Source organism: Streptomyces sp. NPDC096079, from assembly GCF_040303145.1.
Taxonomy (GTDB): domain Bacteria; phylum Actinomycetota; class Actinomycetes; order Streptomycetales; family Streptomycetaceae; genus Streptomyces.
The window spans coordinates 629,404-655,111 of the sequence record NZ_JBEOST010000001.1 but is presented as its reverse complement, the minus strand read 5'-3'; the positions used below and the strand labels follow the sequence as shown (position 1 = coordinate 655,111).

The 25,708-nt window shown below is 70.8% G+C and carries 21 protein-coding genes; 18 read left to right on the top strand and 3 right to left on the bottom strand.

From position 1 onward, the window contains the following. Positions 1 to 302 precede the first annotated feature (302 nt). The 16 genes from ABTY59_RS03130 (at position 303) to ABTY59_RS03055 (ending at position 18,049) form a co-directional block, all read left to right on the top strand. Positions 303 to 662, top strand: coding sequence for an NADH-quinone oxidoreductase subunit A (locus ABTY59_RS03130; protein ID WP_019888619.1), 360 nt, complete (start codon positions 303 to 305; stop codon positions 660 to 662). A 17-nt stretch (positions 663 to 679) separates the two neighbouring features. Beyond that, positions 680 to 1,234 carry a NuoB/complex I 20 kDa subunit family protein gene (locus tag ABTY59_RS03125; RefSeq protein WP_030318842.1) on the top strand — a complete coding sequence of 185 codons (555 nt, stop codon included), beginning with the start codon at positions 680 to 682 and terminating at the stop codon, positions 1,232 to 1,234. Between the two features lie 88 nt (positions 1,235 to 1,322). Further along, on the top strand, positions 1,323 to 2,054 hold the full coding sequence (locus tag ABTY59_RS03120) for an NADH-quinone oxidoreductase subunit C (RefSeq protein WP_352017129.1): 732 nt from the start codon (positions 1,323 to 1,325) through the stop codon (positions 2,052 to 2,054). Further along, on the top strand, positions 2,054 to 3,376 hold the full coding sequence (locus ABTY59_RS03115) for an NADH-quinone oxidoreductase subunit D (protein ID WP_352017128.1): 1,323 nt from the start codon (positions 2,054 to 2,056) through the stop codon (positions 3,374 to 3,376). The genes ABTY59_RS03120 and ABTY59_RS03115 overlap by 1 nt, the downstream gene beginning before the upstream one ends. After that, positions 3,373 to 4,113, top strand: coding sequence for an NADH-quinone oxidoreductase subunit NuoE (gene nuoE / locus ABTY59_RS03110; protein WP_352017127.1), 741 nt, complete (start codon positions 3,373 to 3,375; stop codon positions 4,111 to 4,113). The genes ABTY59_RS03115 and nuoE overlap by 4 nt, the downstream gene beginning before the upstream one ends. Beyond that, positions 4,110 to 5,462, top strand: coding sequence for an NADH-quinone oxidoreductase subunit NuoF (nuoF, locus tag ABTY59_RS03105; protein ID WP_352017126.1), 1,353 nt, complete (start codon positions 4,110 to 4,112; stop codon positions 5,460 to 5,462). Before nuoE ends, nuoF begins: the two co-directional genes overlap by 4 nt. Beyond that, the gene (locus ABTY59_RS03100; RefSeq protein WP_352017125.1) at positions 5,459 to 7,942 is read left to right on the top strand and encodes an NADH-quinone oxidoreductase subunit G; all 2,484 of its coding nucleotides are present in this window, start codon (positions 5,459 to 5,461) and stop codon (positions 7,940 to 7,942) included. The genes nuoF and ABTY59_RS03100 overlap by 4 nt, the downstream gene beginning before the upstream one ends. Further along, positions 7,939 to 9,300 carry an NADH-quinone oxidoreductase subunit NuoH gene (nuoH, locus tag ABTY59_RS03095; protein WP_352017124.1) on the top strand — a complete coding sequence of 454 codons (1,362 nt, stop codon included), beginning with the start codon at positions 7,939 to 7,941 and terminating at the stop codon, positions 9,298 to 9,300. The genes ABTY59_RS03100 and nuoH overlap by 4 nt, the downstream gene beginning before the upstream one ends. After that, on the top strand, positions 9,275 to 9,871 hold the full coding sequence (gene nuoI, locus ABTY59_RS03090; RefSeq protein WP_352017123.1) for an NADH-quinone oxidoreductase subunit NuoI: 597 nt from the start codon (positions 9,275 to 9,277) through the stop codon (positions 9,869 to 9,871). Before nuoH ends, nuoI begins: the two co-directional genes overlap by 26 nt. Beyond that, the gene (locus tag ABTY59_RS03085; RefSeq protein ID WP_352017122.1) at positions 9,868 to 10,701 is read left to right on the top strand and encodes an NADH-quinone oxidoreductase subunit J; all 834 of its coding nucleotides are present in this window, start codon (positions 9,868 to 9,870) and stop codon (positions 10,699 to 10,701) included. The genes nuoI and ABTY59_RS03085 overlap by 4 nt, the downstream gene beginning before the upstream one ends. Further along, complete coding sequence (gene nuoK, locus ABTY59_RS03080) at positions 10,698 to 10,997, top strand: NADH-quinone oxidoreductase subunit NuoK (protein ID WP_017239464.1); 300 nt, start codon at positions 10,698 to 10,700, stop codon at positions 10,995 to 10,997. Before ABTY59_RS03085 ends, nuoK begins: the two co-directional genes overlap by 4 nt. Positions 10,998 to 11,007: 10 nt before the next feature. Next, entirely contained in the window at positions 11,008 to 12,900 is a 1,893-nt protein-coding gene (gene nuoL / locus ABTY59_RS03075; protein WP_352017121.1) for an NADH-quinone oxidoreductase subunit L, read from the top strand. 5 nt (positions 12,901 to 12,905) lie between these two features. Next, a complete protein-coding gene (locus ABTY59_RS03070; protein ID WP_352017120.1) occupies positions 12,906 to 14,486 on the top strand; it encodes an NADH-quinone oxidoreductase subunit M in 1,581 nt (526 codons plus the stop codon). After that, entirely contained in the window at positions 14,483 to 16,132 is a 1,650-nt protein-coding gene (gene nuoN / locus ABTY59_RS03065; RefSeq protein ID WP_352017119.1) for an NADH-quinone oxidoreductase subunit NuoN, read from the top strand. Before ABTY59_RS03070 ends, nuoN begins: the two co-directional genes overlap by 4 nt. Before the next feature lie 193 nt (positions 16,133 to 16,325). Continuing rightward, positions 16,326 to 17,183, top strand: coding sequence for a helix-turn-helix transcriptional regulator (locus ABTY59_RS03060; RefSeq protein WP_352017118.1), 858 nt, complete (start codon positions 16,326 to 16,328; stop codon positions 17,181 to 17,183). Between the two features lie 41 nt (positions 17,184 to 17,224). Continuing rightward, positions 17,225 to 18,049, top strand: a complete 825-nt coding sequence (locus ABTY59_RS03055) for a dioxygenase family protein (protein WP_352017117.1) — start codon at positions 17,225 to 17,227, stop codon at positions 18,047 to 18,049. A gap of 3 nt (positions 18,050 to 18,052) precedes the next feature. On the opposite strand, the gene fahA is transcribed toward ABTY59_RS03055, so the two are convergent. Next, positions 18,053 to 19,279 (bottom strand): fumarylacetoacetase, encoded by a 1,227-nt coding sequence (gene fahA, locus ABTY59_RS03050; protein WP_352017116.1) that lies wholly within the window; start codon positions 19,277 to 19,279, stop codon positions 18,053 to 18,055. Between the two features lie 295 nt (positions 19,280 to 19,574). Here fahA and ABTY59_RS03045 point away from each other — a divergent pair, with 295 nt between their 5' ends. Then, positions 19,575 to 20,900 (top strand): COG1361 family protein, encoded by a 1,326-nt coding sequence (locus tag ABTY59_RS03045; protein ID WP_352017115.1) that lies wholly within the window; start codon positions 19,575 to 19,577, stop codon positions 20,898 to 20,900. 30 nt (positions 20,901 to 20,930) lie between these two features. Here the strand turns inward: ABTY59_RS03045 and ABTY59_RS03040 are convergent, their stop codons facing one another. Then, positions 20,931 to 22,931, bottom strand: coding sequence for a CocE/NonD family hydrolase (locus tag ABTY59_RS03040; RefSeq protein WP_352017114.1), 2,001 nt, complete (start codon positions 22,929 to 22,931; stop codon positions 20,931 to 20,933). A gap of 9 nt (positions 22,932 to 22,940) precedes the next feature. Beyond that, positions 22,941 to 24,446 (bottom strand): peptide MFS transporter, encoded by a 1,506-nt coding sequence (locus tag ABTY59_RS03035; protein ID WP_352017113.1) that lies wholly within the window; start codon positions 24,444 to 24,446, stop codon positions 22,941 to 22,943. Positions 24,447 to 24,644: 198 nt separating this feature from the next. Here ABTY59_RS03035 and ABTY59_RS03030 point away from each other — a divergent pair, with 198 nt between their 5' ends. After that, entirely contained in the window at positions 24,645 to 25,655 is a 1,011-nt protein-coding gene (locus tag ABTY59_RS03030; RefSeq protein WP_352017112.1) for a polyprenyl synthetase family protein, read from the top strand. Positions 25,656 to 25,708: the final 53 nt, after the last annotated feature.

Below are 25,708 nucleotides of genomic sequence, written 5' to 3'. Positions count from 1 at the left end.
CTTGTAGTGGCCAACACTTGATAGTGCAACACCCCCTCCGAGCAGCGATTTCCGGTCCGGATGTCACATCTGGTGATCACCTGGGCGCTTCGCGTGACAAGATCACCGCTCATCCGACTTCATGATCCTTCGTCAGGTGGCAGAGATCACAAACTCCTTGCTGTACCCCGTGTCGCAGATCACAGAGGGGCGGGCATAAGATGCGGGGCAGCCGGGCTTGTGAACTGCCTCACATGGGGGCGATCTTTCACGGCCCGGCGGTGCGGTCCAACGGTCAAGGACGACTGGAAGGAGCGAGGAGCGTGAATGCGTACGCGCCCGTCCTCGTGCTCGGTGCCCTGGGTGCGGGGTTTGCGATCTTCTCCGTGGTCATGGCCACGCTTATCGGGCCAAAGCGGTACAACAGGGCAAAGCTTGAGGCGTACGAGTGCGGCATCGAACCGACGCCCACTCCCGCCGGAGGCGGCCGCTTCCCGATCAAGTACTACCTGACGGCGATGCTCTTCATCGTCTTCGACATCGAGATCGTCTTCCTCTACCCCTGGGCCGTCACCTTCGACGCCCTGGGGCTTTTCGGGCTCGTGGAGATGCTGCTCTTCGTGCTCACCGTCTTCGTCGCCTACGCGTACGTGTGGCGACGCGGCGGCCTGGAATGGGACTGAGGGGCTGAGGGGCACCTATGGGACTCGAAGAGAAACTCCCGAGCGGCTTTCTGCTGACGACGGTCGAACAGGCCGCGGGCTGGGTGCGCAAGGCGTCCGTGTTCCCCGCGACCTTCGGCCTCGCCTGCTGTGCCATCGAGATGATGACCACCGGAGCCGGCCGGTACGACCTGGCCCGCTTCGGCATGGAGGTCTTCCGCGGCTCGCCGCGCCAGGCCGACCTGATGATCGTCGCCGGCCGGGTCAGCCAGAAGATGGCGCCCGTCCTGCGGCAGGTCTACGACCAGATGCCCAACCCCAAGTGGGTCATCTCCATGGGCGTCTGCGCCTCCTCGGGCGGCATGTTCAACAACTACGCGATCGTGCAGGGCGTCGACCACATCGTGCCGGTCGACATCTACCTGCCCGGCTGCCCGCCGCGCCCGGAGATGCTCCTGGACGCGATCCTCAAGCTCCACCAGAAGATCCAGTCCTCCAAGCTCGGCGTGAACGCCGAGGAGGCGGCCCGCGAGGCGGAGGAGGCGGCGCTCAAGGCGCTGCCGACGATCGAGTTGAAGGGTCTGCTGAGGTGACCGACGCGCGCGCGGCCGCCGGGCCGCAGACGACGGTGAAGGCCGCACCTCTGCGCCGCGTGGGCGGAGAAGGGAACAGGGCAGAACAGTGACGGACGAAACCCCCAACCCCGAGAAGGAGCTGAGCGGGCAGAACCTGCCCGGCCAGCGCGGGGACCACGGCGAGGAGGTCCGCGTCCAGCGCGGCATGTTCGGCGCCCAGAGCGGGGCCGACACCTCCGGCTACGGCGGCCTGGTCCGCTCGATCCGGCTCCCCGGCCCGGCCGCCCGCCCGTACGGCGGCTGGTTCGACGAGGTCGCCGACGAACTCGAGGGCGCGCTGGAGGAGCAGGGCCTCCTCCCCGAGAACGCCATCGAGAAGACGGTCGTCGACCGCGGCGAGCTCACCTTCCACATCGAGCGCGAGCACCTGGTCCGCGTGGCCCGCACCCTGCGCGACGACCCGGCGCTCCGCTTCGAGCTCTGTACCGGCGTCTCCGGCGTCCACTACCCCGGCGACAAGGGCCGCGAGCTGCACGCCGTCTACCACCTGCGCTCGCTGACCCACGGCCGGCTGATCCGCCTGGAGGTCTCGGCCCCGGACAGCGAGCCGCGCATCCCGTCCCTCGTCGCCGTCTACCCGACGAACGACTGGCACGAGCGCGAGACGTACGACTTCTTCGGCATCGTCTTCGACGGCCACCCCGCCCTCACCCGGATCATGATGCCGGACGACTGGCAGGGCCACCCGCAGCGCAAGGACTACCCCCTCGGCGGCATCGCGGTCGAGTACAAGGGCGCCCAGATCCCGGCTCCGGACCAGCGGAGGTCGTACAGCTGATGTCCACCGAACACGCGTCTCCGCGGGAGACCACAGAGGGCGCCGTCTACACGGTGACCGGCGGCGACTGGGAAGAGGTCGTCCAGTCCGCCGCGAAGGCCGACGACGAGCGCATCATCGTCAACATGGGGCCCCAGCACCCGTCCACCCACGGCGTGCTCCGCCTCATCCTGGAGATCGACGGCGAGACCGTCACCGAGGCCCGCTGCGGCATCGGCTACCTCCACACCGGCATCGAGAAGAACCTCGAGTTCCGGACCTGGACGCAGGGCACCACCTTCGTCACGCGCATGGACTACCTCACCTCGTTCTACAACGAGACGGCGTACTGCCTCGGCGTGGAGAAGCTCCTCGGCATCACCGAGCAGATCCCGGACCGCGCCAGCGTCATCCGCGTCCTGCTCATGGAGCTCAACCGGCTCTCCTCCCACCTGGTGTGCATCGCCACCGGCGGCATGGAGCTCGGCGCCACCACGATCATGATCTACGGCTTCCGGGACCGCGAGATGATCCTGGACCTGTACGAGCTGATCACCGGCCTGCGCATGAACCACGCGTTCATCCGCCCCGGCGGCCTCGCCCAGGACCTCCCGCCCGGCGCCGTCGACGCCGTGCGCGAGTTCGTGAAGACCATGAAGAAGAACCTGCCGGAGTACGACAAGCTCGCCACCGGCAACCCCATCTTCAAGGCCCGCATGCAGGACGTCGGCTACCTCGACCTCACCGGCTGCATGGCCCTGGGCGCCACCGGACCGATCCTCCGGTCGGCGGGCCTCCCGCACGACCTGCGGAAGACCGACCCGTACTGCGGATACGAGAACTACGAGTTCGAGATCCCGACCGCCGACACCTGCGACTCCTACGGACGCTTCCTCGTCCGCCTGGAGGAGATGCGGCAGTCCCTGCGGATCGTCGAGCAGTGCCTCGACCGCCTGGAGCCCGGCCCGGTCATGGTCGGCGACAAGAAGATCGCCTGGCCGGCGCAGCTCGCGCTCGGAGCGGACGGCCTCGGCAACTCCACCGACCACATCGCGAAGATCATGGGCACCTCCATGGAGGCCCTGATCCACCACTTCAAGCTGGTCACCGAAGGCTTCCGGGTCCCCGCCGGGCAGGCCTACGCGGCCGTCGAGTCGCCCAAGGGTGAGCTCGGCGTCCACGTCGTCTCCGACGGCGGCACCCGCCCCTTCCGGGTCCACTTCCGCGACCCGTCCTTCACCAACCTCCAGGCCATGGCCGCGATGTGCGAGGGCGGCCAGGTCGCCGACGTCATCGTCGCCGTCGCCTCCATCGACCCCGTGATGGGAGGCGTCGACCGATGACCGACCAGGTCAGCCTGGGCATGCCCCAGCTCCCCGCCCCCGCGTACCCGGCGGACGTCCACGCCCGCCTGGCGGAGGACTCGAAGAAGATCATCGACCGCTACCCGGACTCCCGGTCCGCGCTCCTCCCGATGCTGCACCTCGTGCAGTCGGAGGAGGGCCACGTGACCCGTACCGGCATGCGGTTCTGCGCCGAGACCCTCGGCCTCACCACCGCCGAGGTCACCGCCGTCGCCACCTTCTACACCATGTACCGGCGCAAGCCCTCCGGTGACTACCAGGTCGGCGTCTGCACCAACACGCTCTGCGCGGTCATGGGCGGCGACGCCATCTTCGAGGAGCTCAAGCAGCACCTCGGCGTCGGCAACGACGAGACGACCGACGACGGCAAGATCACCCTCGAACACATCGAGTGCAACGCGGCCTGCGACTTCGCGCCCGTCGTGATGGTCAACTGGGAGTTCTTCGACAACCAGACGCCCGAGTCCGCCAAGAAGATGGTCGACGACCTCCGCGCCGGGCGCACCGTCGAACCCACCCGCGGCGCCCCGCTCTGCACCTTCAAGGAGACCGCCCGCATCCTCGCCGGCTTCCCCGACGAGCGCCCCGGCGCCGTCGAGGCCACCGGCGGCGCGGGCCCCGCCTCCCTCGTCGGCCTGCGCCTGGCCAAGGGCGAGACCCCGCACCACCGAATCGTCCACCCGCGCGGTGAGGCAGCCAGTCAGGAGGGGGAGTGATGACCTTGGCCGCCGAGATCAACAACAGCAGCCCCGAGAAGCTGCTCGCACCCGTCCTCTCGGCCTTCTGGGACCAGCCCGACTCCTGGACCCTGGAGACCTACGAGCGCCACGACGGCTACCAGGGGCTCAAGCGGGCCCTCGCGATGAGCCCCGACGACCTCATCGCGTACGTCAAGGAATCCGGGCTCCGCGGACGCGGCGGCGCCGGCTTCCCCACCGGCATGAAGTGGCAGTTCATCCCGCAGGGCGACGGCAAGCCGCACTACCTCGTCGTCAACGCCGACGAGTCCGAACCCGGCACCTGCAAGGACATCCCCCTCCTCTTCGCCAACCCGCACTCCCTCATCGAGGGAATGATCATCGCCTGCTACGCGATCCGCTCCGAGCACGCGTTCATCTACCTGCGCGGCGAGGTCGTCCCCGTCCTGCGCCGCCTCCACGAGGCCGTCCGCGAGGCCTACGCCGCCGGATACCTCGGCCGGAACATCCTCGGCAGCGGTCTGAACCTCGAACTCACCGTGCACGCCGGCGCCGGCGCGTACATCTGCGGCGAGGAGACCGCCCTCCTCGACTCGCTCGAAGGACGACGCGGCCAGCCCCGGCTGCGCCCGCCCTTCCCCGCGGTCGCCGGTCTGTACGCCTGCCCCACTGTGGTGAACAACGTCGAATCCATCGCCTCGGTTCCCGCGATCCTGCACAAGGGCAAGGACTGGTTCACCTCGATGGGCAGCGAGAAGTCCCCCGGCTTCACGCTCTACTCGCTCAGCGGGCACGTCGCCTCGCCCGGCCAGTACGAAGCCCCCCTCGGGATCACCCTGCGCCAGCTCCTCGACATGAGCGGCGGCATGCGCCCCGGCCACCGCCTCAAGTTCTGGACGCCCGGCGGGTCCTCCACCCCGATGTTCACCGACGAGCACCTCGACGTGCCCCTCGACTACGAGGGCGTCGGCGCCGCCGGATCGATGCTCGGCACCAAGGCGCTCCAGTGCTTCGACGAGACCACCTGCGTCGTCCGGGCCGTCACCCGCTGGACCGAGTTCTACGCCCACGAGTCCTGCGGCAAGTGCACGCCCTGCCGCGAGGGCACGTACTGGCTCGTCCAGCTGCTCCGCGACATCGAGGCCGGCAAGGGCCGGATGTCCGACCTCGACAAGCTGAACGACATCGCCGACAACATCAACGGCAAGTCGTTCTGCGCCCTCGGCGACGGCGCCGCCTCGCCGATCTTCTCCTCCCTGAAGTACTTCCGCGCGGAGTACGAGCAGCACATCACGGGCAAGGGCTGCCCCTTCGACCCGGCCAAGTCGACCGCCTGGGCGGACAACCACAAGGAGGTGACCGCATGACCGTCATCGCGTCCACCCCCAGCGGCGGCGGCAGCGCGCCCGTACCGCCCGAGGACCTCGTGACGCTGACCATCGACGGCGCCGAGATCTCCGTCCCCAAGGGGACGCTGGTCATCCGCGCCGCCGAACAGCTCGGCATCGAGATCCCGCGGTTCTGCGACCACCCGCTCCTCGACCCCGCCGGCGCCTGCCGCCAGTGCATCGTCGAGGTCGAGGGCCAGCGCAAGCCCATGGCCTCCTGCACCATCACCTGCACCGACGGCATGGTGGTGAAGTCACAGCTCACCAGCCCCGTCGCCGAGAAGGCCCAGCACGGCGTCATGGAGCTGCTGCTCGTCAACCACCCGCTGGACTGCCCCGTCTGCGACAAGGGCGGCGAGTGCCCCCTGCAGAACCAGGCCATGTCCCACGGACAGGCCGAGTCCCGCTTCGAGGGCGTCAAGCGGACCTACGAGAAGCCCGTCCCGATCTCCACCCAGGTGCTGCTCGACCGCGAGCGGTGCGTCCTGTGCGCCCGCTGCACCCGCTTCTCCAACCAGGTCGCGGGCGACCCGATGATCGAGCTCATCGAGCGCGGCGCGCTCCAGCAGGTCGGCACCGGCGAGGGCGACCCCTTCGAGTCGTACTTCTCCGGAAACACCATCCAGATCTGCCCCGTCGGCGCCCTCACCTCGGCCGCCTACCGGTTCCGCTCCCGCCCCTTCGACCTGGTCTCCTCGCCGTCCGTCTGCGAGCAGTGCGCCGGCGGCTGCGCCACCCGCACCGACCACCGGCGCGGCAAGGTCATGCGGCGGCTCGCCGCCGACGACCCCGAGGTCAACGAGGAGTGGATCTGCGACAAGGGCCGCTTCGGCTTCCGGTACGCGCAGCAGCGCGACCGGCTGACGACCCCGCTCGTCCGGAACCACGAGAACGGTCGACTGGAGCCCGCCTCCTGGCCCGAGGCCCTGGAGGCCGCCGCCCGCGGACTCGTCCGCGGCCGGACCGGCGTCCTCACCGGCGGCAGGCTGACCGTCGAGGACTCCTACGCGTACGCCAAGTTCGCCCGGGTCGCCCTCGACACCAACGACATCGACTTCCGGGCCCGGATCCACTCCGGCGAGGAAGCCGACTTCCTGGCCTCCGCCGTCGCGGGCCGGGGCCGTGACCTGGACGGGTCGGGTGTCACCTACACCTCCCTCGAGGCCGCCCCGGCGGTGCTCCTCGTCGGCCTGGAGTCCGAGGAGGAGGCGCCCGGCGTCTTCCTGCGGCTCCGCAAGGCCTGGCGCAAGCACGGCCAGCGGACCTACGCGGTCGCCCCCTTCGCGACCCGGGGCCTGGAGAAGGCCGGCGGCACCCTGCTGCCCGCCGCCCCCGGCACCGAGACCGAGTGGCTCGACGCCCTCACCTCCCGGGTCGGCCTCTCCGAGGACGGCGCCGCCGCGGCCGAGGCCCTCCGCCAGGAGGGCGCCGTCCTCGCCGTCGGCGAGCGGCTCGCCGGAGTACCCGGCGCGCTCACCGCCGCCCTGCGCGCCTCCGCCGCCACCGGCGCCCGCCTCGTGTGGATCCCGCGCCGCTCCGGCGAGCGCGGGGCCGTCGAGGCCGGTGCCCTGCCGGCGCTGCTGCCCGGCGGACGGCCCGCGACCGACCCCCGCGCGCGTGAGGAGGTCGCCGCCGCCTGGGGCGTCCGCGAACTCCCGCACCGCTACGGCCGCGACACCGGCCAGATCGTGGAGGCCGCCGCGGGCGGCGAACTCGGCGCGCTGCTCGTCGCCGGCGTCGAGGTCGCGGACCTGCCGGACCCGGCACGCGCGCGTGAGGCACTCGACGCGGCGTTCGTGGTCTCCCTGGAGCTGCGGCCCGGCGAGGTCACCGAGCGCGCGGACGTGGTCCTGCCGGTCGCGGCCGTCGCCGAGAAGCCCGGCACGTTCCTCAACTGGGAGGGCAGGGCCCGGCTGTTCGAGGCCGCGCTCAAGCCCGAGCAGATGACGAGGCCGCTCCCGCCGACCGACGCCCGCGTGCTGCACATGCTGGCCGACGCCCTCGACGTCCACCTGGGCCTGCCCGACCTGCGGTCGGCCCGCCGGGAGCTGGACCGGCTCGGCGGCTGGACCGAGGAGCGGGCGACCGAGCCCACCGCGCACGGCGTCCCCGCGGCCCGGCCCGGCGACGGCGAGGCCGTCCTCGCCGGACACCGGCTCCTCCTCGACCTCGGCAGGCTCCAGGAGGGCGACACCGCCCTGGCCGGCACCCGTCACGCGGCGGTCGCCCGGCTCTCCGCCGCCACCGCCGCCGACACCGGCGTCAAGGACGGCGACGTCCTGGAGGTGACCGGCCCCGCGGGCTCCGTCGCCTTCCCGCTCCAGGTCACCGAGATGCCCGACCGGGTCGTCTGGCTCCCGCTCAACTCGGCCGGCCGCGGCGTCCTCTCCGACACCGGCGCCCACCCGGGCGACCTGGTCCGCATCGGCCCGGCGACCCCGCAGGAGGTGCAGGCATGACCACGCCGCTCGCCGCCGAAGACCTGTCCATGTTCGGCACGGACCCCTGGTGGCTCGTGCTGATCAAGGCCGTCTTCTGCTTCGCCTTCCTGATGGTCACCGTGCTCTTCTCCATCGTGTGGGAGCGCAAGGTCGTCGCCTGGATGCAGCTGCGCATCGGCCCCAACCGGCACGGCCCCTGGGGCATGCTCCAGTCCCTCGCGGACGGCATCAAGCTGATGCTCAAGGAGGACGTGATCGTCAGGAAGGCCGACAAGGTCGTCTACGTCCTCGCCCCGATCATCGCCGCGGTCCCCGCGTTCATGGCGATCGCCGTGATCCCCTTCGGCCCGGCCGGCAACGAGGTCTCGATCTTCGGCCACCGGACGGCGATGCAGCTCACCGACCTGCCGATCGCGATGCTGTACGTCCTCGCGGTCGCCTCCGTCGGCATCTACGGCATCGTCCTCGCCGGCTGGTCCTCCGGCTCCACGTACCCGCTGCTCGGCGGCCTGCGGTCCTGCGCGCAGATGATCTCGTACGAGATCGCCATGGGCGCGGCCTTCGCCTCGGTCTTCCTCTACTCCGGGTCGATGTCGACCTCGAAGATCGTCGAGGCGCAGGCGGACCGCTGGTTCGTGATCCTGCTGCCGGTCTCGTTCATCATCTACATCGTCACGATGGTCGGCGAGACCAACCGCGCCCCCTTCGACATGCCGGAGTCCGAGGGCGACCTCGTCGGCGGCTTCAACACCGAGTACTCCTCCATCAAGTTCGCGATGTTCATGCTCGCCGAGTACGTGAACATGGTGACGGTCTCGGCCGTGTCGGTGACCCTCTTCCTGGGCGGCTGGCGGGCCCCGTACCCGGTCTCCACCTTCTGGGAGGGCGCGAACCACGGCTGGTGGCCGATGCTCTGGTTCGTGATCAAGGTGCAGCTGCTGCTGTTCTTCTTCATCTGGCTGCGCGGCACCCTGCCCCGCGTCCGCTACGACCAGCTGATGAAGCTCGGCTGGAAGGTCCTCATCCCGGTCGCCGTGGTGTGGCTGATGCTGGTCGCCACCGTCCGCGCGCTGCGCAACGAGAACATCGCCTTCTCGAACATCGTGCTGTACGTGGCCGGTGCCGTCCTCGCCCTGCTGCTGCTCTCCTTCCTGGTCGACACGTTCCGCGACCGGAAGGCGAAGGCGGCCGCGTCCGCCCCCGCCGACGACGGCTCGTTCGACCCGATGGCCGGCGGCTTCCCCGTACCGCCCAAGCCCGGACAGTCCCTTCCGGCCGTGCCGCGGCGCAGGCCCCGGCACGACCGGGACCTCGTTGTCAGTGGCGCCCCCGATACTGCTACTGCGAGTGATGGAAAGGAGACGGACGGTGTCTGACTTCCAGAATCCGGTGGCCGGATTCGGCGTGACCTTCAAGGCCATGTTCAAGAAGCGGCTGACCGAGCAGTACCCGGAGCAGCAGAAGACGACGGCGCCCCGCTTCCACGGCCGGCACCAGCTCAACCGTCACCCCGACGGTCTGGAGAAGTGCGTCGGCTGCGAGCTGTGCGCCTGGGCCTGTCCCGCCGACGCCATCTACGTCGAGGGCGCGGACAACACCGACGAGGAGCGCTACTCGCCGGGCGAGCGGTACGGCCGCGTCTACCAGATCAACTACGCCCGCTGCATCCTCTGCGGACTGTGCATCGAGGCGTGCCCCACGCGCGCGCTGACGATGACCAACGAGTTCGAACTGGCCGACTCCTCCCGCGAGAACCTGATCTACACCAAGGAGCAGCTTCTCGCGGGCCTTGAGGAGAACATGGTCGACTCGCCGCACGCGATCTTCCCCGGCATGACCGAGCAGGACTACTACCGGGGCCTGGTCACCGAGGCCGCGCCCGGGACCGTCCGTCAGGTCGCCGTGTCCAAGGGGGAGAAGGGCGAGCCGGAGGGGGCGGACGCATGAGCGCGAACCTCGCGGCGGCAGTGACGCTTTCCGCTGAGACGTCCTCCGGTGAGGCCTTCCAGTTCTGGGTCCTCGGCACGGTCGCCGTCGTCGGCGCGCTGTCCACGATCCTGATGAGGAAGGCCGTGCACTCGGCGCTCAGCCTCGCCGGGACGATGATCGTCCTGGCGGTCTTCTACCTCGCCAACGGCGCGTACTTCCTCGGCATCGTCCAGATCGTCGTCTACACCGGCGCGGTCATGATGCTCTTCCTCTTCGTCGTCATGCTGGTCGGTGTCACGGCCGCGGACTCGCTGAAGGAGACCATCAAGGGGCAGCGCTGGTGGGCCGTCGCCTGCGGCCTCGGCTTCGGCATCCTGCTCGCCGCCGGCATCGGGAACGCCTCGCTGACGGAGTTCGCCGGCCTCGGCGCGGCCAACAGCGCCCACGGCGGGAACGTCGAGGGCCTCGCCGCCCTCATCTTCACCAAGTACGTCTTCGCCTTCGAGATCACCGGCGCGCTGCTGATCACGGCGGCCGTCGGCGCGATGGTGCTCACCCACCGGGAGCGCACCGAGCCGGCCCGCACCCAGCGCGAGCTGTCCGAGCAGCGGGTCCGCGAGGGCACGCACGTGCCGCCGCTTCCCGCTCCCGGTGTGTACGCCCGGCACAACGCCGTCGACATCGCCGGTCTGCTCCCCGACGGCACGCCGGCGGATCTCACCGTCATGGGGACCCTGCGCAAGCGGGGCCAGATCCGGGACGTGTCCCACGAGGCGCTCTCGGACCTCAAGGCGCTGGAGCAGCGCTCGGCCGAGCGCCTGGGCCGTGAAGAGGAGGCTTCCCGGTGAACCCCGTCAACTACCTGTACCTCGCCGCCCTGCTGTTCACCATCGGTGCGGCCGGGGTGCTGATCCGGCGGAACGCGATCGTCGTCTTCATGTGCGTCGAGCTCATGCTCAACGCCTGCAACCTCGCGTTCGTCACGTTCTCCCGCATGCACGGCAACCTCGACGGCCAGATCATCGCCTTCTTCACGATGGTCGTCGCCGCCGCGGAGGTCGTCGTCGGGCTCGCGATCATCGTGTCCGTCTTCCGTGCCCGCCACTCGGCCTCGGTCGACGACGCCAGCCTGATGAAGCTGTGAGGGGCTGACCGTGGAAAATCTCATTGCGCTGCTCATCGGGGCGCCCCTGCTCGGCGCGGCGGTGCTGCTCCTCGGCGGGCGGCGGCTCGACCGGTACGGGCACTGGCTCGGCACGCTCCTCGCGGCCGTGTCCTTCGTGATCGGCCTGGCGCTCTTCGCCGACATGCTCGGCAAGAGCGCCGACGACCGGGCCCTGCACCAGACGCTCTACACCTGGATCCCCGTCGAGGGCTTCCAGGCGGACATGGCCTTCCAGCTCGACCAGCTGTCGATGACCTTCGTCCTGCTGATCACCGGGGTCGGCACGCTCATCCACGTCTACTCCGTCGGCTACATGGAGCACGACGAGCGCCGCCGCCGGTTCTTCGGCTACCTCAACCTGTTCGTCGCGGCGATGCTCCTGCTCGTCCTCGCCGACAACTACCTGCTGCTGTACTTCGGCTGGGAGGGCGTCGGCCTCGCCTCGTACCTCCTGATCGGCTTCTGGCAGCACAAGCCCACCGCCGCCACCGCCGCGAAGAAGGCGTTCCTGGTCAACCGGGTCGGCGACATGGGCCTCTCGATCGCCATCATGATCATGTTCACCACCTTCGGCACCTTCGCCTTCGGTCCGGTGTTCGCGGCGACCGACCAGGCCTCCGAGGGCAAGCTGACCGCGATCGGCCTGATGCTGCTCCTCGCCGCCTGCGGCAAGTCGGCCCAGGTGCCGCTGCAGTCCTGGCTCGGGGACGCGATGGAGGGCCCGACCCCGGTCTCGGCCCTCATCCACGCGGCCACGATGGTGACCGCCGGCGTCTATCTGATCGTCCGCTCCGCCGACATCTTCAACGCCGCGCCGGACGCGCAGCTCGTCGTCACCGTCGTCGGCGCCGTCACGCTCCTCTTCGGTGCGATCGTCGGTTGCGCGAAGGACGACATCAAGAAGGCGCTGGCCGGTTCGACGATGTCGCAGATCGGCTACATGATCCTGGCGGCCGGCCTCGGCCCCATCGGCTACGTCTTCGCGATCATGCACCTGGTGACGCACGGCTTCTTCAAGGCCGGTCTGTTCCTCGGCGCCGGATCCGTCATGCACGGCATGAACGACGAGGTCGACATGCGGAAGTACGGCGGCCTGCGGAAGTACATGCCGGTCACCTTCGTCACCTTCGGCCTCGGCTACCTCGCGATCATCGGCTTCCCCGGCCTGTCCGGCTTCTTCTCCAAGGACAAGATCATCGAGGCGGCCTTCGCCAAGGGCGGCACCGAGGGCTGGATCCTCGGCGCGGTCACCCTGCTCGGCGCGGCCATCACCGCGTACTACATGACCCGCGTGATGCTGATGACCTTCTTCGGCGAGAAGCGCTGGCAGCCCGACGCCGAGGGCCACGCGCCGCACCCGCACGAGTCGCCGAAGTCCATGGTGATCCCGATGGTGCTGCTCGCCGTCGGCTCCGTCGCCGCGGGCGCGCTCTTCGAGTTCGCCGGATTCGTCGAGTGGCTGGAGCCGGTCACCGGCTTCGAGCACGGCCACGCGCCGATCAGCGCCGCCGCCGTCACCGCCGCCACCGTCGCCGTCATGGTGATCGGCGTCGGCCTCGCGTACGTCCAGTACGGCCGCAAGCCCGTCCCGGTGGTCGCCCCGCGCGGCTCGCTCCTCACCCGGGCCGCCCGCCGCGACCTGCTCCAGGACGACTTCAACCACGCCGTCTTCGTCACGGGCGGCACGCACCTGACGCGCTCGCTGGTCTACGTCGACCACAGTCTCGTCGACGGCGTCGTCAACGGCACCGCGGCCGCCGTCGGCGGACTCTCCGGCCGGCTGCGCAAGCTCCAGAACGGCTACGTCCGCTCGTACGCGGTCTCCATGTTCGGAGGTACGGCGGTGCTGATCGCCGCGACCCTGCTGATGAGGGCGGTGTAACGCTCATGTCCTTCCCGCTCCTTACGGCGACGGCAGCGGTGCCGGCGGTCGGTGCGATCCTCACCGCCGCCGTCCCCGCGGCCCGCCGCACCGCCGCCAAATGGCTGGCGCTGATCGTGTCGCTGGCCACGCTCGTCCTGGCCGGGGTGGTCTGGGCCCGGTTCGAGCCCGGCGGCGACCGCTACCAGCTGGTCGAATCCCACTCCTGGATCAAGGACTTCGGCGTCCGGTACGAGCTCGGGGTCGACGGCATCGGGGTGGCGCTCATCGCGCTCACCGCCCTGCTCATCCCGTTCATCGTCCTGGCCGGCTGGCACGACGCCGACCCGCTGGAGACCTCCTCGAAGCGGTGGCGGCCGACGCAGGGCTTCTTCGCCCTGATCCTCATGGTCGAGGCGATGGTGATCCTCTCCTTCGAGGCCACCGACGTCTTCCTCTTCTACATCCTGTTCGAAGCCATGCTCATCCCGATGTACTTCCTCATCGGCGGCTTCGGCGACCGCGCCCACACCGGCTCCGACGAGAACGCGGCGGCCCAGCGCTCCTACGCGGCGGTCAAGTTCCTGCTCTACAACCTGGTCGGCGGCCTGATCATGCTGGCCGCGGTCATCGGGCTCTACGTGGTCGCGGGGAACTTCTCGCTCACCGAGATCGCCGAGGCCCGGGCCAACGGCTCCCTGGAGATCGCGACCAGCACCGAGCGGTGGCTGTTCCTCGGCTTCTTCTTCGCCTTCGCGGTGAAGGCCCCGCTCTGGCCGCTGCACACCTGGCTGCCGAACGCGATGGGGGAGGCCACCGCCCCGGTCGCCGTCCTCATCACCGCCGTCGTCGACAAGGTCGGCACCTTCGCGATGCTCCGCTTCTGCCTCGGCCTCTTCCCCGAGGCGAGCAAGTGGGCCACCCCCGCGATCGTCGTCCTCGCGCTCATCAGCATCGTGTACGGCGCGCTGCTCGCGGTCGGCCAGCGCGACATCAAGCGCCTGGTCGCCTACGCGTCGATCTCGCACTTCGGCTTCATCATCCTGGGCATCTTCGCGATGACCACCCAGGGCCAGTCCGGTGCCACGCTCTACATGGTCAACCACGGCATCTCGACGGCCGCGCTCATGCTCGTCGCCGGCTTCCTCATCTCCCGGCGCGGCTCGCGGCTCATCGCCGACTACGGCGGTGTGCAGAAGGTCGCCCCGGTGCTCGCCGGCACCTTCCTGATCGGCGGCCTGGCGACCCTGTCGCTGCCCGGACTCGCCCCGTTCGTCAGCGAGTTCCTGGTCCTGGTCGGCACGTACGCCCGGTACCCGGTCGCCGGGATCATCGCCACCACCGGCATCGTCCTCGCCGCGCTCTACACCCTCGTCCTGTACCAGCGGACGATGACCGGGCCGGTGAAGGAGGAGGTGCGGGCGCTGCCCGACCTGCGGGCGCGCGAGCTGGCCGTGGTCGTCCCGCTGATCGCCGTCCTGATCTTCCTCGGCGTCTTCCCGAAGCCGCTGACGGACGTCGTCGACCCGGCGGTCCAGCACACCATGTCCGACGTCCAGCAGAAGGACCCCCAGCCCCAGATTCAGAACGTGGAGGCGGCCAAGTGAGTTCCATGGCTGTCCACAGCTTGTGGACGACGGCTGCCGGGCCGCTGGACAAGATCCCGGCACCCCACATCGAGTACACGCAGCTCTCGCCCGTGCTCATCGTGCTCGGCGCCGCGATCGTCAGCGTCCTCGTCGAGGCCTTCGTGCCCCGCAGGGGCCGCTACCACAGTCAGGTCTTCCTCTCCGTGGCGGCGCTCGCCGCCGCCTTCGCCGCCATCGTCGGCCTGGCGGCGGGCGGCTACGGCTCCACCAAGGCCCACATCGCGGCCATGGGCGCCATCGCCGTCGACGGACCCGCCCTCTTCCTCCAGGGCACCATCCTCCTCGCCTCCCTCGTGGCGGTCTTCACCTTCGCCGAGCGCAGGCTCGACCCGGCCGACCACGGCCACAAGGTCGACTCCTTCGCGGCCGAGGCCGCCGCCGTCCCCGGCAGCGACCAGGAGAAGGCCGCCGTCAAGGCCGGCTTCACCACCACCGAGGTCTTCCCCCTCGCGCTCTTCGCGATCGCCGGCATGCTGGTCTTCCCGGCCGCCAACGACCTCCTGACGCTCTTCGTCGCCCTGGAGGTCTTCTCCCTCCCGCTCTACCTGCTCTGCGCCGTCGCCCGCCGCAAGCGGCTGATGTCGCAGGAGGCGGCCGTCAAGTACTTCCTGCTCGGCGCCTTCTCCTCGGCCTTCCTGCTCTTCGGGATCGCCCTGCTCTACGGCTACGCGGGCTCCGTCTCGTACGCCACCATCGCCCGCGTCGTCGACGGCTCGATCGGCTCCGTCGACCCGGCGCTCGCCGACACCATGGGGAACGACGCGCTGCTGCTCATCGGCTTCGCGATGGTCCTCATGGGGCTGCTCTTCAAGGTCGGCGCCGTGCCGTTCCACATGTGGACCCCGGACGTCTACCAGGGCGCCCCGACCCCGGTCACCGGCTTCATGGCCGCCGCCACCAAGGTCGCCGCGTTCGGCGCGCTGCTCCGCCTGCTGTACGTGGTGCTGCCCGGGCTCACCTGGGACTGGCGGCCGGTCATGTGGGGCGTCGCCATCGTCACCATGCTCGGCGGTGCGATCGTCGCCATCACCCAGACCGACATCAAGCGGCTCCTGGCGTACTCGTCGATCGCGCACGCGGGCTTCCTGCTCGCGGGTGTCATCGCGGCCACGCCGAGCGGGATCTCGTCCGTCCTCTTCTACCTGGGGGCGTACTCCTTCGTGACGATCGGCGCGTTCGCCGTCGTCACCCTGGTCAGGGACGCGGGCGGCGAGGCCACCCACCTGTCCAAGTGGGCGGGTCTCGGACGCCGTTCGCCGCTCGTCGCGGCGGTCTTCGCGGTCTTCCTGCTCGCCTTCGCCGGCATCCCGCTCACCTCCGGATTCTCCGGGAAGTTCGCGGTCTTCAAGGCGGCGGCGGACGGCGGCGCGGGCGCCCTCGTCGTGGTCGGTGTGATCTCCTCGGCGATCGCCGCGTTCTTCTACATCCGGGTCATCGTGCTCATGTTCTTCAGCGAGCCGAAGGCGGACGGCCCCACGGTCGCCGTGCCCTCGGCCCTGACGAGCATCACGATCACGGCGGGCGTCGCGGTCACCCTGGTCCTCGGCCTCGCCCCGCAGTACTTCCTGGACCTGGCGAACCAGGCGAGCACGTTCGTCCGCTAGCCCGGACGGTGGACGCGAGGGGCCCGGCTCGGGGGCGAGCCGGGCCCCTCGCGTTCCTGACAGGGCCCGCGGAGCCTGGCATCGTGGACGCCTGAATGGTCTGTACCAGACAGGGAGGCGGGGGCGGGCGATGCGCGGCACCACGGTCTTACCAGGAGGTCCCTGCACCGCACCGCGGGAAGGGGAGCCGCCCGTGCACCGGCTGGAGGTGCGGCTTCCCCACGAGGTGCCCTTCGCGGCGGGCGGGTTCGACGCCATGGGGCCGATGTCACGGGCCGCGTACCCGCACCGGCACACCTTCTACGAGATCGTGCACGTCGTGGAGGGCAGCGGCGTCCACGTGCTCGACGTGGAGCGGTACGAGGTGCTGCCGCCGCAGCTGGGGGTGATCCTGCCCGGACAGCTGCACCACTGGGAGGGCGTGCGCGGGCTCGAAGGCTCGCTCGTGCTGTTCACGCCCGAGTTCCTGGTGGGCGGGGCCGGGGACGAGGAGCTGTTGCGGCGGCTCGGCGAGCGGCCCTGGGTGGGGCTCGACGACGCCTCCCACGCGCGGACCTCGCTGCTCATGGAGGAGCTCGCCGAGGAGTACCGGTGCGGGGCCGACGGGTTCGCCGGGGTGCTGCGCTCCCTGCTCCACGTGCTCCTGGTGCGGGCCGCCCGGCTGCCCGGAGCCGCCGCCCGGCCGGCGCCCGTGCGCGGGATCGCCGAGGAGTTCGTCCGGCTCGCCGGGCGGGCCGGGCCCGACGGGCTGTCCGTACGGGAGTGCGCCGCGCGGCTCGGCGTCAGCCCCGGCCACCTCGCCGAGGCCGTCCGGGGCGCCACCGGGCGCACCCCCGCCGCACTCCTGCGCGAGGCCCGCACCCGCGAGGCCCAACGGCTCCTCGTCGGAACCGCGTTGTCGATACGCCAGGTCGCGGCCCGGGTCGGCTTCGCGGATCCGGCGTACTTCTGCCGCTTCTTCCGCCGGGAGACCGGGCGGACTCCGGGGGACTTCCGAAAACACCACGACCGCCGTGATCCGTCCATCGAAGACGCCGGCCCGCCCGCCTAGGTTCGTTGCCATCCCCCCAGGCCCCCCACAGAGGAGCAGGCATGGACAACGAGACCGCCGCCGGACACCTCACCCGCAAGACCGTGCTGCGCGCCGCGCTCGCGGCCGGAATGGCGGCGCCCGCCGTCCTCATGGGCGTCCCGGCGCTCGCCCGTACGCTGACCGACGGCGAGGCGCCCCTCGACCTCACCCCGGACTGCGACGACGGCGACGACCCCACCCCGCCGCAGATGGAGGGGCCGTACTTCAAGCCCGCCTCCCCGCTGCGCAGCAGCCTCCTGGACGGCCCCGGCACGCGGCTGACCGTCAGCGGCTACGTCTTCGGGCGGGCCTGCCGGCCGATATCCGGGGTCCTGCTGGACTTCTGGCAGGCCGACACCAACGGCGCCTACGACAACACCGGGTTCAAGTTCCGCGGACACCAGTTCACCGGTGCCGACGGCGGCTTCACGCTCACCACGATCGTTCCCGGGCTCTACCCGGGCCGCACCCGGCACCTCCACGTCAAGGTGCAGGCGCCCGGGCGGCCGGTTCTCACCACGCAGCTGTACTTCCCGAACGAGCCGCGCAACAACACCGACTCGCTCTTCGACGCGCGGCTGCTGATGACGGTCCGGGACGGCGGCGGCGGCGGCCGGGAGGCCGCCTTCGACTTCGTGCTCGACGTCCCGCAGGACCCCGGACCGACGCCGACGCCCACCCCGACGGCCACGGGGGTCCCCGGCGGCACCTGGGCCGCCGGGACCGCCTACCGGGCGGGGGACGCCGTCACCCACGGCGGCCGGGGCTATGTGTGCCTCCAGGCGCACACGGCCCAGGCCGGCTGGGAGCCGCCGAACGTCCCCGCCCTCTGGCGGGCCGTCTGAGGCTCAGGCCGAGGGGACGATCCGGCCGCGGACCTCGCCGAGGGTCACCCGGGTGCCGTCCGGGCCCGGGGCCCAGGCCGTGAGGACGACCTCGTCGCCGTCCTCCAGGAACGTCCGCTTGCCGCCCGGGAGTTCGAGGGCGTCACGGCCGTTCCAGGTGAGCTCCAGGAGCGAGCCGCGCTGGTTCACCTCGGGCCCGGAGACCGTGCCGGAGCCGTACAGGTCGCCCGTGCGGAGCGAGGCCCCGTTCACCGTCATGTGGGCGAGCTGCTGGGCCGCCGTCCAGTACATCGAGGAGAACGGCGGCTCGGCCACCACCTCGCCGTTGATCTCCACCGAGATCCGCAGGTCGAAGCCGCCCGGCTCCTCCTCGGCCGCGTCGTCCAGGTACGGCAGGAGCGGGAAGTCCCGCGCGGGCGGCGCGGTCCGGGCCGCGTCCAGGGCCTCCAGGGGCGTCACCCACGCCGAGACGGAGGTCTGGAACGACTTGCCGAGGAACGGGCCGAGCGGCACGTACTCCCAGGCCTGCACGTCCCGCGCCGACCAGTCGTTGAGCAGCGTCAGACCGAAGACGTGCTCCCGGAAGTCGCCCAGCGGGACCGGCTTCCCCAGCTCGGACGGGGTGCCGACCAGGAAGCCGACCTCCGCCTCGATGTCCAGCTTGACCGACGGGCCGAAGACCGGGGCCGGGTCCGTCGGGGCCTTGCGCTGCCCCGAGGGGCGTACGACATCGGTCCCGGAGACCACGACCGTGCCCGCGCGGCCGTGGTAACCGATCGGCAGGTGCTTCCAGTTGGGGGTCAGCGCGTCGCCGTCCGGGCGGAAGATCCGGCCCACGTTCGTCGCGTGGTGCTCGCTCGCGTAGAAGTCGACGTAGTCCGCGACCTCGTACGGCAGGTGCAGCGTCACCGCGTCCAGCGGGTGCAGCAGCGGCTCGACGTCGGCGCGGTGCGCGGGCACCGTCACCCAGGCCGTCAGCGCCCGGCGGACGTCACGCCAGGCGGTCCGCCCGGCCGCGAGCAGCGGGTTGAGGCTCGGCTGCGCGAGCAGCGCCGCGTACGGGGAGCCGAGCGCGTGCGCCGCGGCACCCGCGTCCAGGACGTACCCGCCGATGCGGACGCCGAGCCGGCGCCGCCCGGGCTCGTCGGCGGTGGAGAAGACGCCGTACGGGAGGTTGTGCGGGCCGAAGGGATCGCCCTCGGCCAGATCGAGCGGGCTGTGCTCGGACATCGGTGCGTGCCTCGCTTTCCACGTGTGTGGGGGACACGTTACGGGTCGGGCCGCCGGGCGCGGATGACATGGATCACAGAGAAACCGGGGCCTCCGTGGGCAACTGTCCGCGTTCGCGCGGTTTGTGTCCCCGGCAGGTCCGGAACACCCTCGCGAGCTGCGGAAACAGGACTCCCGCAGGGGGCTTCCCGGCCATACGATCAAGCAGGCGTCGCGCCGCGTGAAGTAGCCGCGGGCGCGCGCCCGAACTCTTTCTTCGCACGTCTTTCTCTCTGACCAGGAAAAGGTCCGCAACGTGAAGATCCGCCGCATCCTGGCGACCGCCGTGGCCGCCGCCGTGACCACCCCGGTCGTGTTCCTCTCGGCCGCTCCGGCGTTCGCCGACACCAAGCCGGCCGTGCCGTTCCAGAAGCCCGCGTCCCCCGAGGACGGCCCCGAGGACGACATGCCGTCCATCGAGGAGCTCAAGGCCGCGGTCGCCGCGGCCCAGAAGGCGTACGACGAGGCCGTCGCCGAGGTCGCCAAGGCCAAGGCCGACATCGAAGCCCTGGAGAAGGCCGACCACCCGCTGAGGGTCGCCGCCGCCGCGGCGAAGAAGGCCGCCGACGAGGCCGCCGCCGTGAAGACCGCCGCCGACGAGGCGCTCGCCAAGGCCGAGGAGGCCGTGACGAAGCTGCCCGAGACCGCGACGGACGAGGAGAAGAAGGCCGCCGCCGACGCCGTCACCGCCGCGAAGAAGGCCGCCGACGAGGCCGCCGCCGCGAAGACCGCCGCCGACACGAAGGCCGCCGCGGCCGACAAGACCGTGGGTGACGCCGACGTCGCGGCGTGGAGGGTGCTCGGCCTCGCCCAGAAGGTCGAGAAGACCGCCAAGAAGGACCTCGACGACGCGAAGGAAGAGCTCGCCTTCTACGAGGAGATCGGCGAGGGGTGCAAGGAGGACTCCGTCGTCAAGGTCGCGCTGAGCGGGCCGAAGACGGTCACCGCCGGTGTGCCCGCCGTCTTCTCGCTGCGGGTCACCAACACCTCGGACCACGCCCTCGACGCCGTCGACGCCTTCGTCAACGCCATGCGGATGCCCGCGCCGGGCACGGAGATCGACGAGGAGACGGACTGGGTCAAGTACGTCATCCCCGTCGAGTGGTCCTCCCCGGACGTCCTGGAGTGGACGCCGATCACCGACAAGTTCGAGTCCGTCGACGTCGGCAAGCTCGCCAAGGGCTCCAGCTACGACGTGAAGCTGCGTCTCACGGTCGACGCCAAGGCCCCCGCCGGCAAGGGCGGGCTCTTCGCCTACGGCGAGTACGAGAACAACGACGGCTCCTGCGGCATCGGTGAGGAGTACGACGACCTGAACTTCTCCATCCTCGCCGCCGGCAAGGGCGACAAGCCGAAGCCGAAGCCGACGGACACGCCGACCCCGGCGCCGACCGTCACCTCCGGCGGCAACACGAACACCACCCAGCAGGGCGGCTCGTCGAACACCCCCGTGAACGGCAGCCTCGCCGCCACCGGTGCGAACGACACCCTGCCGCTCGGCTACGCCGCCGCCGGGGCCGTGGCCCTGGGCGCCGGTGCGCTGGTCGTCGCCCGCCGCCGCAAGGCCGGCGCGCAGGCGTAACCCCCGACCGGTCCCCCGTACGGCGTGATGTCAGCCCGCCGTACGGGGGATCCTCTTTTCCCAGGTGCGGTGGAAGACGACCTCGCCGCCCTCCTTGCACACGACCTCGTTCTCGGTGAGGAAGGCGTCCGCGTCGCAGGAGATCTCCGAGCGGGTGTCGATCGTGACGTCCCAGGCGAGTTCGGGCCGGTGCAGCCGGATCGTCCACTCCGAGCGGGTCCGGGCGGACAGCGGGCCGCTCTCGTCGATCGTGTACGTCTCCACGGCGTCCTCGGTGAACTCCAGGCCGTCCGGGTACACGCGCGTGCCGCCGTACTTCGGGTCGACCTCCAGGGTCCATTCGCCCTTGGCCACGTCCCGGACGACCACGCGCTCGGGGCGGGGCTCCTCCAGGGTGCTGGGGTAGGCGACGCCGAGGGGCGGGGACTGTTCCGGTTCCTCCCATGCGACGGCGTCCTCGGTGGGGGCGCGGACGGGGAGGGTGAGGGAGGAGCCGGCCGGGTCGAGGGTGAAGCCGGCGGCGTCGGGCTGGGGCCAGATCCACGGCCAGTACGTGGAGGAGACGGCGAGCCGCACCCGGTGGCCGGGCGGGAAGGTGTGCCCGATGCCGTTCAGCTCGAAGACGTAGCTCTCCGTCTCGCCGATCTGGGCCTCCACGGCCCGGTCCCGGCCGTAGCGGGCGGAGAAGTTCAGGGCGCCGCGGGTGACGAGGGTGGAGGAGCCGTCGGGGGCGATGTCGCAGAGCCGCGCGATGACCTGGCCGGTGGGGGCGGCGGTGCGCAGGGCGAGGCTCACGGAGGGGCGTCCGAGGACCTCGATGGGGCCGCCGTCCTCCGGGACGGGGAAGTCGAAGCAGGCCGAGTGGGCGTCCTCGTCGCGCTGGTCGGGCGGCAGGTCGGCGTCGTTGCCGAAGGGGAAGAAGCGGCCGGCGTCGAGGCCGGTCTGCTGGGGCGAGTCGACGACGACGGGGGTGCCCTGGAAGCCGTACGTGACGGGGGTGACGTGCGGGGAGGGCCAGGCGGGGTCGGCGACCCAGCGGCCGGGGAGCTGCTCGTAGACGGTGGCCGGCGGGTGCGAGTCGCTGATCCAGGAGCGCAGCAGCGGTTCGGCCATCACGTCGTTCTCGACGCCCTTGAGGTGGTGGTCCCACCAGCGCAGGGTCTCCTGGAGGAAGCCGATGGCCGGGCCCGGCGGCAGGCCGCGGTCGGGGTACTGGTGGGACCAGGGGCCGATGATGCCGCGGACGCGGTCCTGGGGGAGGTGGCGGGCGAGCCGCAGGACGGTGTCGCGGTACGGGTCGTGCCAGCCGCCGACGGCGAGGACGGCGGCGCGGATCGCGGAGTAGTCCTCGCAGACGCTGCCGTGCTTCCAGTACGCGTCCCGGGTCTGGTGGGCGAGCCAGGTGTGGATGAGGGGTTCGACGGCCTCCAGGCGCCTCAGCCACAGCTCGCGCCATTCCTCGCCGACGTACAGCGGGTCCGGGGGGCGGGAGACGAAGGCGAGCATGGTGGCCGCCCAGGCGTGCATGTCGACGCCGAGGACCGAGCCGCCCATGTAGTGGACGTCGTTGTCGTAGCGGTCGTCGGTGGAGCAGACGGTGACGACCGCCTTGAGGGGCTCGGGGGCGAGGGCGGCGATCTGGAGCGAGTTGAAGCCGCCCCAGGAGATGCCGAACATCCCGACCTTGCCGGAGCACCAGTCCTGCTCGGCGAGCCAGTTCACGACGGCGACGCCGTCGGCCAGCTCGACCGCGTCGTACTCGTCGCCGGGGAGGCCCTCGCTGTTGCCGTGGCCGCGGACGTCGACCCGTACGGAGGCGTAGCCGTGGCCCGCGTACCAGGGGTGGCGCTGCCAGTCGCGGGGGGCGGTCCAGTCGGTGAGGCGGTAGGGGAGGTACTCCAGGAGCGCCGGTACCGGCTCGTCGGTGAGCGGCCGCCACACGCGCGCGTACAGCCCGGTCCCGTCGGGCAGCGGGATGCGGAGGTCCTCGTGGCGGGTCTCGTACGGGAAGTCGGTACGGATCTTCGTCATCTGGTCACCTCAGTGGACGGGGTGCATGGTGCGGCGCAGCCAGGGCGCCAGGGCGATCACGACGAGGCCGACGGCGACGGCCACGGCACCGTTCACGCCGAAGTAGACGGGCTTGGAGACGTCGTCGTAGAGCTTCACGGTCTGCGCCTGGATGCCGTTGGCGAGGGCGAGGGAGAGGAACCAGAGCGACATCGTCTGGCTGGAGAAGGCCTTCGGGGCGAGCTTGCTGGTCGCGGACATGCCGGAGGTCTCCAGGAGCACGTCGCCGAGGCCGAGCAGCAGGTACGAGCCGACGATCCACCAGGCGGCCATCCGGTACGTGTCGTCGGCGTGTCCCGAGGTCGGCAGGACCATCAGGAGGAAGGAGAGGCCGCCGAGGATCACGCCGAGGGCGATCTTGTTGGAGGCGTGCGGCTGGCGGTGGCCCATGCGGGCCCAGACGGCGGCCACGACGGGCGCGAGGAGGACCTCGAAGGCACCGAGGGCGGAGGCGTACCAGCTGGCCGGGAAGTCGAAGCCGAGGATGGTCGTGCGGGCGTTCGTGGAGGCCAGCAGGATCATCGTCGAGTACGCCTGGAAGAGGATGAAGTTGAACACCACCGAGGCCAGGAACAGCACGATGTACGGCTTGAGGCGGCCGCGCTCCTCGGCGGTGACCCGGGGGCTGGTGAACATCACCCAGAAGTAGACGACCGGGGCGATCACCGAGATCACCGTCAGCACGTCCACGAACCGGTCCATGGTGAGCCATCCGGCGAGCGCCAGGGCGGCGGCGAGGGCGGCCGTGACGACCGCGCCGACGATCATCAGGCGGACCGCGCGCCGCATGGCGTCGGGGGCGAGGGCGAACTCCGCGGAGTGCTTGCGCCCGGCCAGGTGACGGCGTCCGGCGACGTACTGGATCAGTCCGAGGGTCATGCCGAGGGCGGCGGCGGAGAAGCCCCAGTGGTAGCCCTTGTGGTCGGCGAGCCAGCCGGTGATCAGCGGTCCCGCGAAGGCGCCGATGTTGATCGCCATGTAGTAGAGCGCGAAACCGGCGTCGCGGCGGTCGTCGTCGGTGCGGTAGAGCTTGCCGACCATGGTCGCCACGTTCGGCTTGAGGAGTCCCGTGCCGGCGCTGATCAGGCCGAGTCCGACCCAGGTCATGGCGGCGGTCGGCACCGCCATGGCGTAATGGCCGCAGGCGATCAGGATGCCGCCCCAGAGGACCGCGCGGTACGAGCCGAGGATGCGGTCGGCGAGCCAGCCGCCGGCCACGGAGACGAGGTAGACGAGGGTGCCGTAGGCGGCGGCGACGGAGGCCGCGGTGCCCGGGTCCATGCCGAGGCCGCCGTCGGCGGCGGTGGCGGCGAAGTAGAGGACGAGGATCGCCTGCATGCCGAGGAAGGAGAACCGCTCCCAGACCTCCAGGCCGGAGAGCGTCAGCAGACCCCGTGGATGCCCGAGGAAGGCGCGGTCGTCCCCGGGGGGAGGCTGCTCGCCGTTCGTATCGGTGTCGATCGTTGTTCGGGACAAAAGGCCTACTCCTGGTCGTATGAGCTGATCCCGAACATACCGGGGGTGACGGGAAGGCGCCCACGGTGATCGAAAGGTGACCGGATACGCTGGCTTGAGTGATTCGAGCGACACATCGACAATCCATGTGATCGTCAACAGTCCATGTGAACAATCCGTGTGATCGTCAGCAGGCGTCAGCAGACAGGAGACCCCCTCGTGACCGTCGTCGGGCCGTTCGGTCTTAGCGTGCGGGACCAGGCTCTTGAGGCCGATGTCCAGACCGGTTTGGCGGCTGTGGAGGCGGGCCTCCTGGACGCCACCAAGAGCGATGTCCCCTTCATCACGGAGGCCGCGCAGCACCTCGTGCTCGCCGGGGGCAAGCGCTTCCGCCCCCTGCTCGTGATGCTCGCCGCCCAGTTCGGCGACCCCTACGCGCCGGGCGTCGTGCCCTCCGCCGTGGTCGTCGAGCTCACCCACCTGGCCACGCTCTACCACGACGACGTCATGGACGAGGCGGACGTCCGGCGCGGCGTCGACAGCGCCAACACCCGCTGGGGCAACTCGATCGCCGTCCTCACGGGTGACTTCCTCTTCGCCCGCGCCTCGCACACGCTCGCGGACCTCGGTCCGGAGGCCGTACGCATCCAGTCCGAGGCGTTCGAACGGCTCGTGACCGGTCAGATCCTGGAGACCGCCGGTCCCATGGACGGCCGCGACCCCGTCGACCACTACCTCGACGTCCTCGGCGGCAAGACCGGCTCCCTCGTCGCCGTCTCCTGCCGCTTCGGCGCCATGATGTCCGGCGCCGACGAGAGCGTCGTCGACATCCTCACCCAGTACGGCGAGCGCCTCGGCGTCGCCTTCCAGCTCGCCGACGACGTCCTCGACATCGCCTCCGACTCCCACGAGTCCGGCAAGACCCCCGGCACCGACCTCCGCGAGGGCATCCCGACGCTCCCCGTGCTGCGCCTGCGGGCCGCCGCGGCCGCCCACGGGCGCCCGGAGGACCTGGAGCTCGTCGCCCTGATCGACGGCGACCTGAGCGACGACGAGCGGCACGCCGAGGCCCTGCGCCGGCTGCGCGCCCACCCCGCCCTGGAGCAGGCGCGCCGGGACACCGTGCGCTACGCCGAGGAGGCCCGCGCGATGCTGGCGCCGCTGCCCGACGGGTACGCGAAGTCGGCCCTGGCCGAGATGTGCGAGGCCGTGGTCCACCGCGCGGGCTAGGTCTTCTCAGGGTCGGGTCATCCCGAAGCAGTACGTGAGGTTGATCCCGGGGT

What these genes read in the sequence shown, in the direction of transcription:
- ABTY59_RS03125 (WP_030318842.1), top strand. Translation starts at nt 680, where the DNA reads ATGGGACTCGAAGAGAAACTCCCGAGCGGCTTTCTGCTGACGACGGTC.
- ABTY59_RS03115 (WP_352017128.1), top strand. Translation starts at nt 2,054, where the DNA reads ATGTCCACCGAACACGCGTCTCCGCGGGAGACCACAGAGGGCGCCGTC.
- nuoE (WP_352017127.1), top strand. Translation starts at nt 3,373, where the DNA reads ATGACCGACCAGGTCAGCCTGGGCATGCCCCAGCTCCCCGCCCCCGCG.
- ABTY59_RS03100 (WP_352017125.1), top strand. Translation starts at nt 5,459, where the DNA reads ATGACCGTCATCGCGTCCACCCCCAGCGGCGGCGGCAGCGCGCCCGTA.
- nuoH (WP_352017124.1), top strand. Translation starts at nt 7,939, where the DNA reads ATGACCACGCCGCTCGCCGCCGAAGACCTGTCCATGTTCGGCACGGAC.
- nuoI (WP_352017123.1), top strand. Translation starts at nt 9,275, where the DNA reads ATGGAAAGGAGACGGACGGTGTCTGACTTCCAGAATCCGGTGGCCGGA.
- ABTY59_RS03085 (WP_352017122.1), top strand. Translation starts at nt 9,868, where the DNA reads ATGAGCGCGAACCTCGCGGCGGCAGTGACGCTTTCCGCTGAGACGTCC.
- ABTY59_RS03070 (WP_352017120.1), top strand. Translation starts at nt 12,906, where the DNA reads ATGTCCTTCCCGCTCCTTACGGCGACGGCAGCGGTGCCGGCGGTCGGT.
- ABTY59_RS03055 (WP_352017117.1), top strand. Translation starts at nt 17,225, where the DNA reads ATGGACAACGAGACCGCCGCCGGACACCTCACCCGCAAGACCGTGCTG.
- fahA (WP_352017116.1), bottom strand. Translation starts at nt 19,279, where the DNA reads ATGTCCGAGCACAGCCCGCTCGATCTGGCCGAGGGCGATCCCTTCGGC.
- ABTY59_RS03040 (WP_352017114.1), bottom strand. Translation starts at nt 22,931, where the DNA reads ATGACGAAGATCCGTACCGACTTCCCGTACGAGACCCGCCACGAGGAC.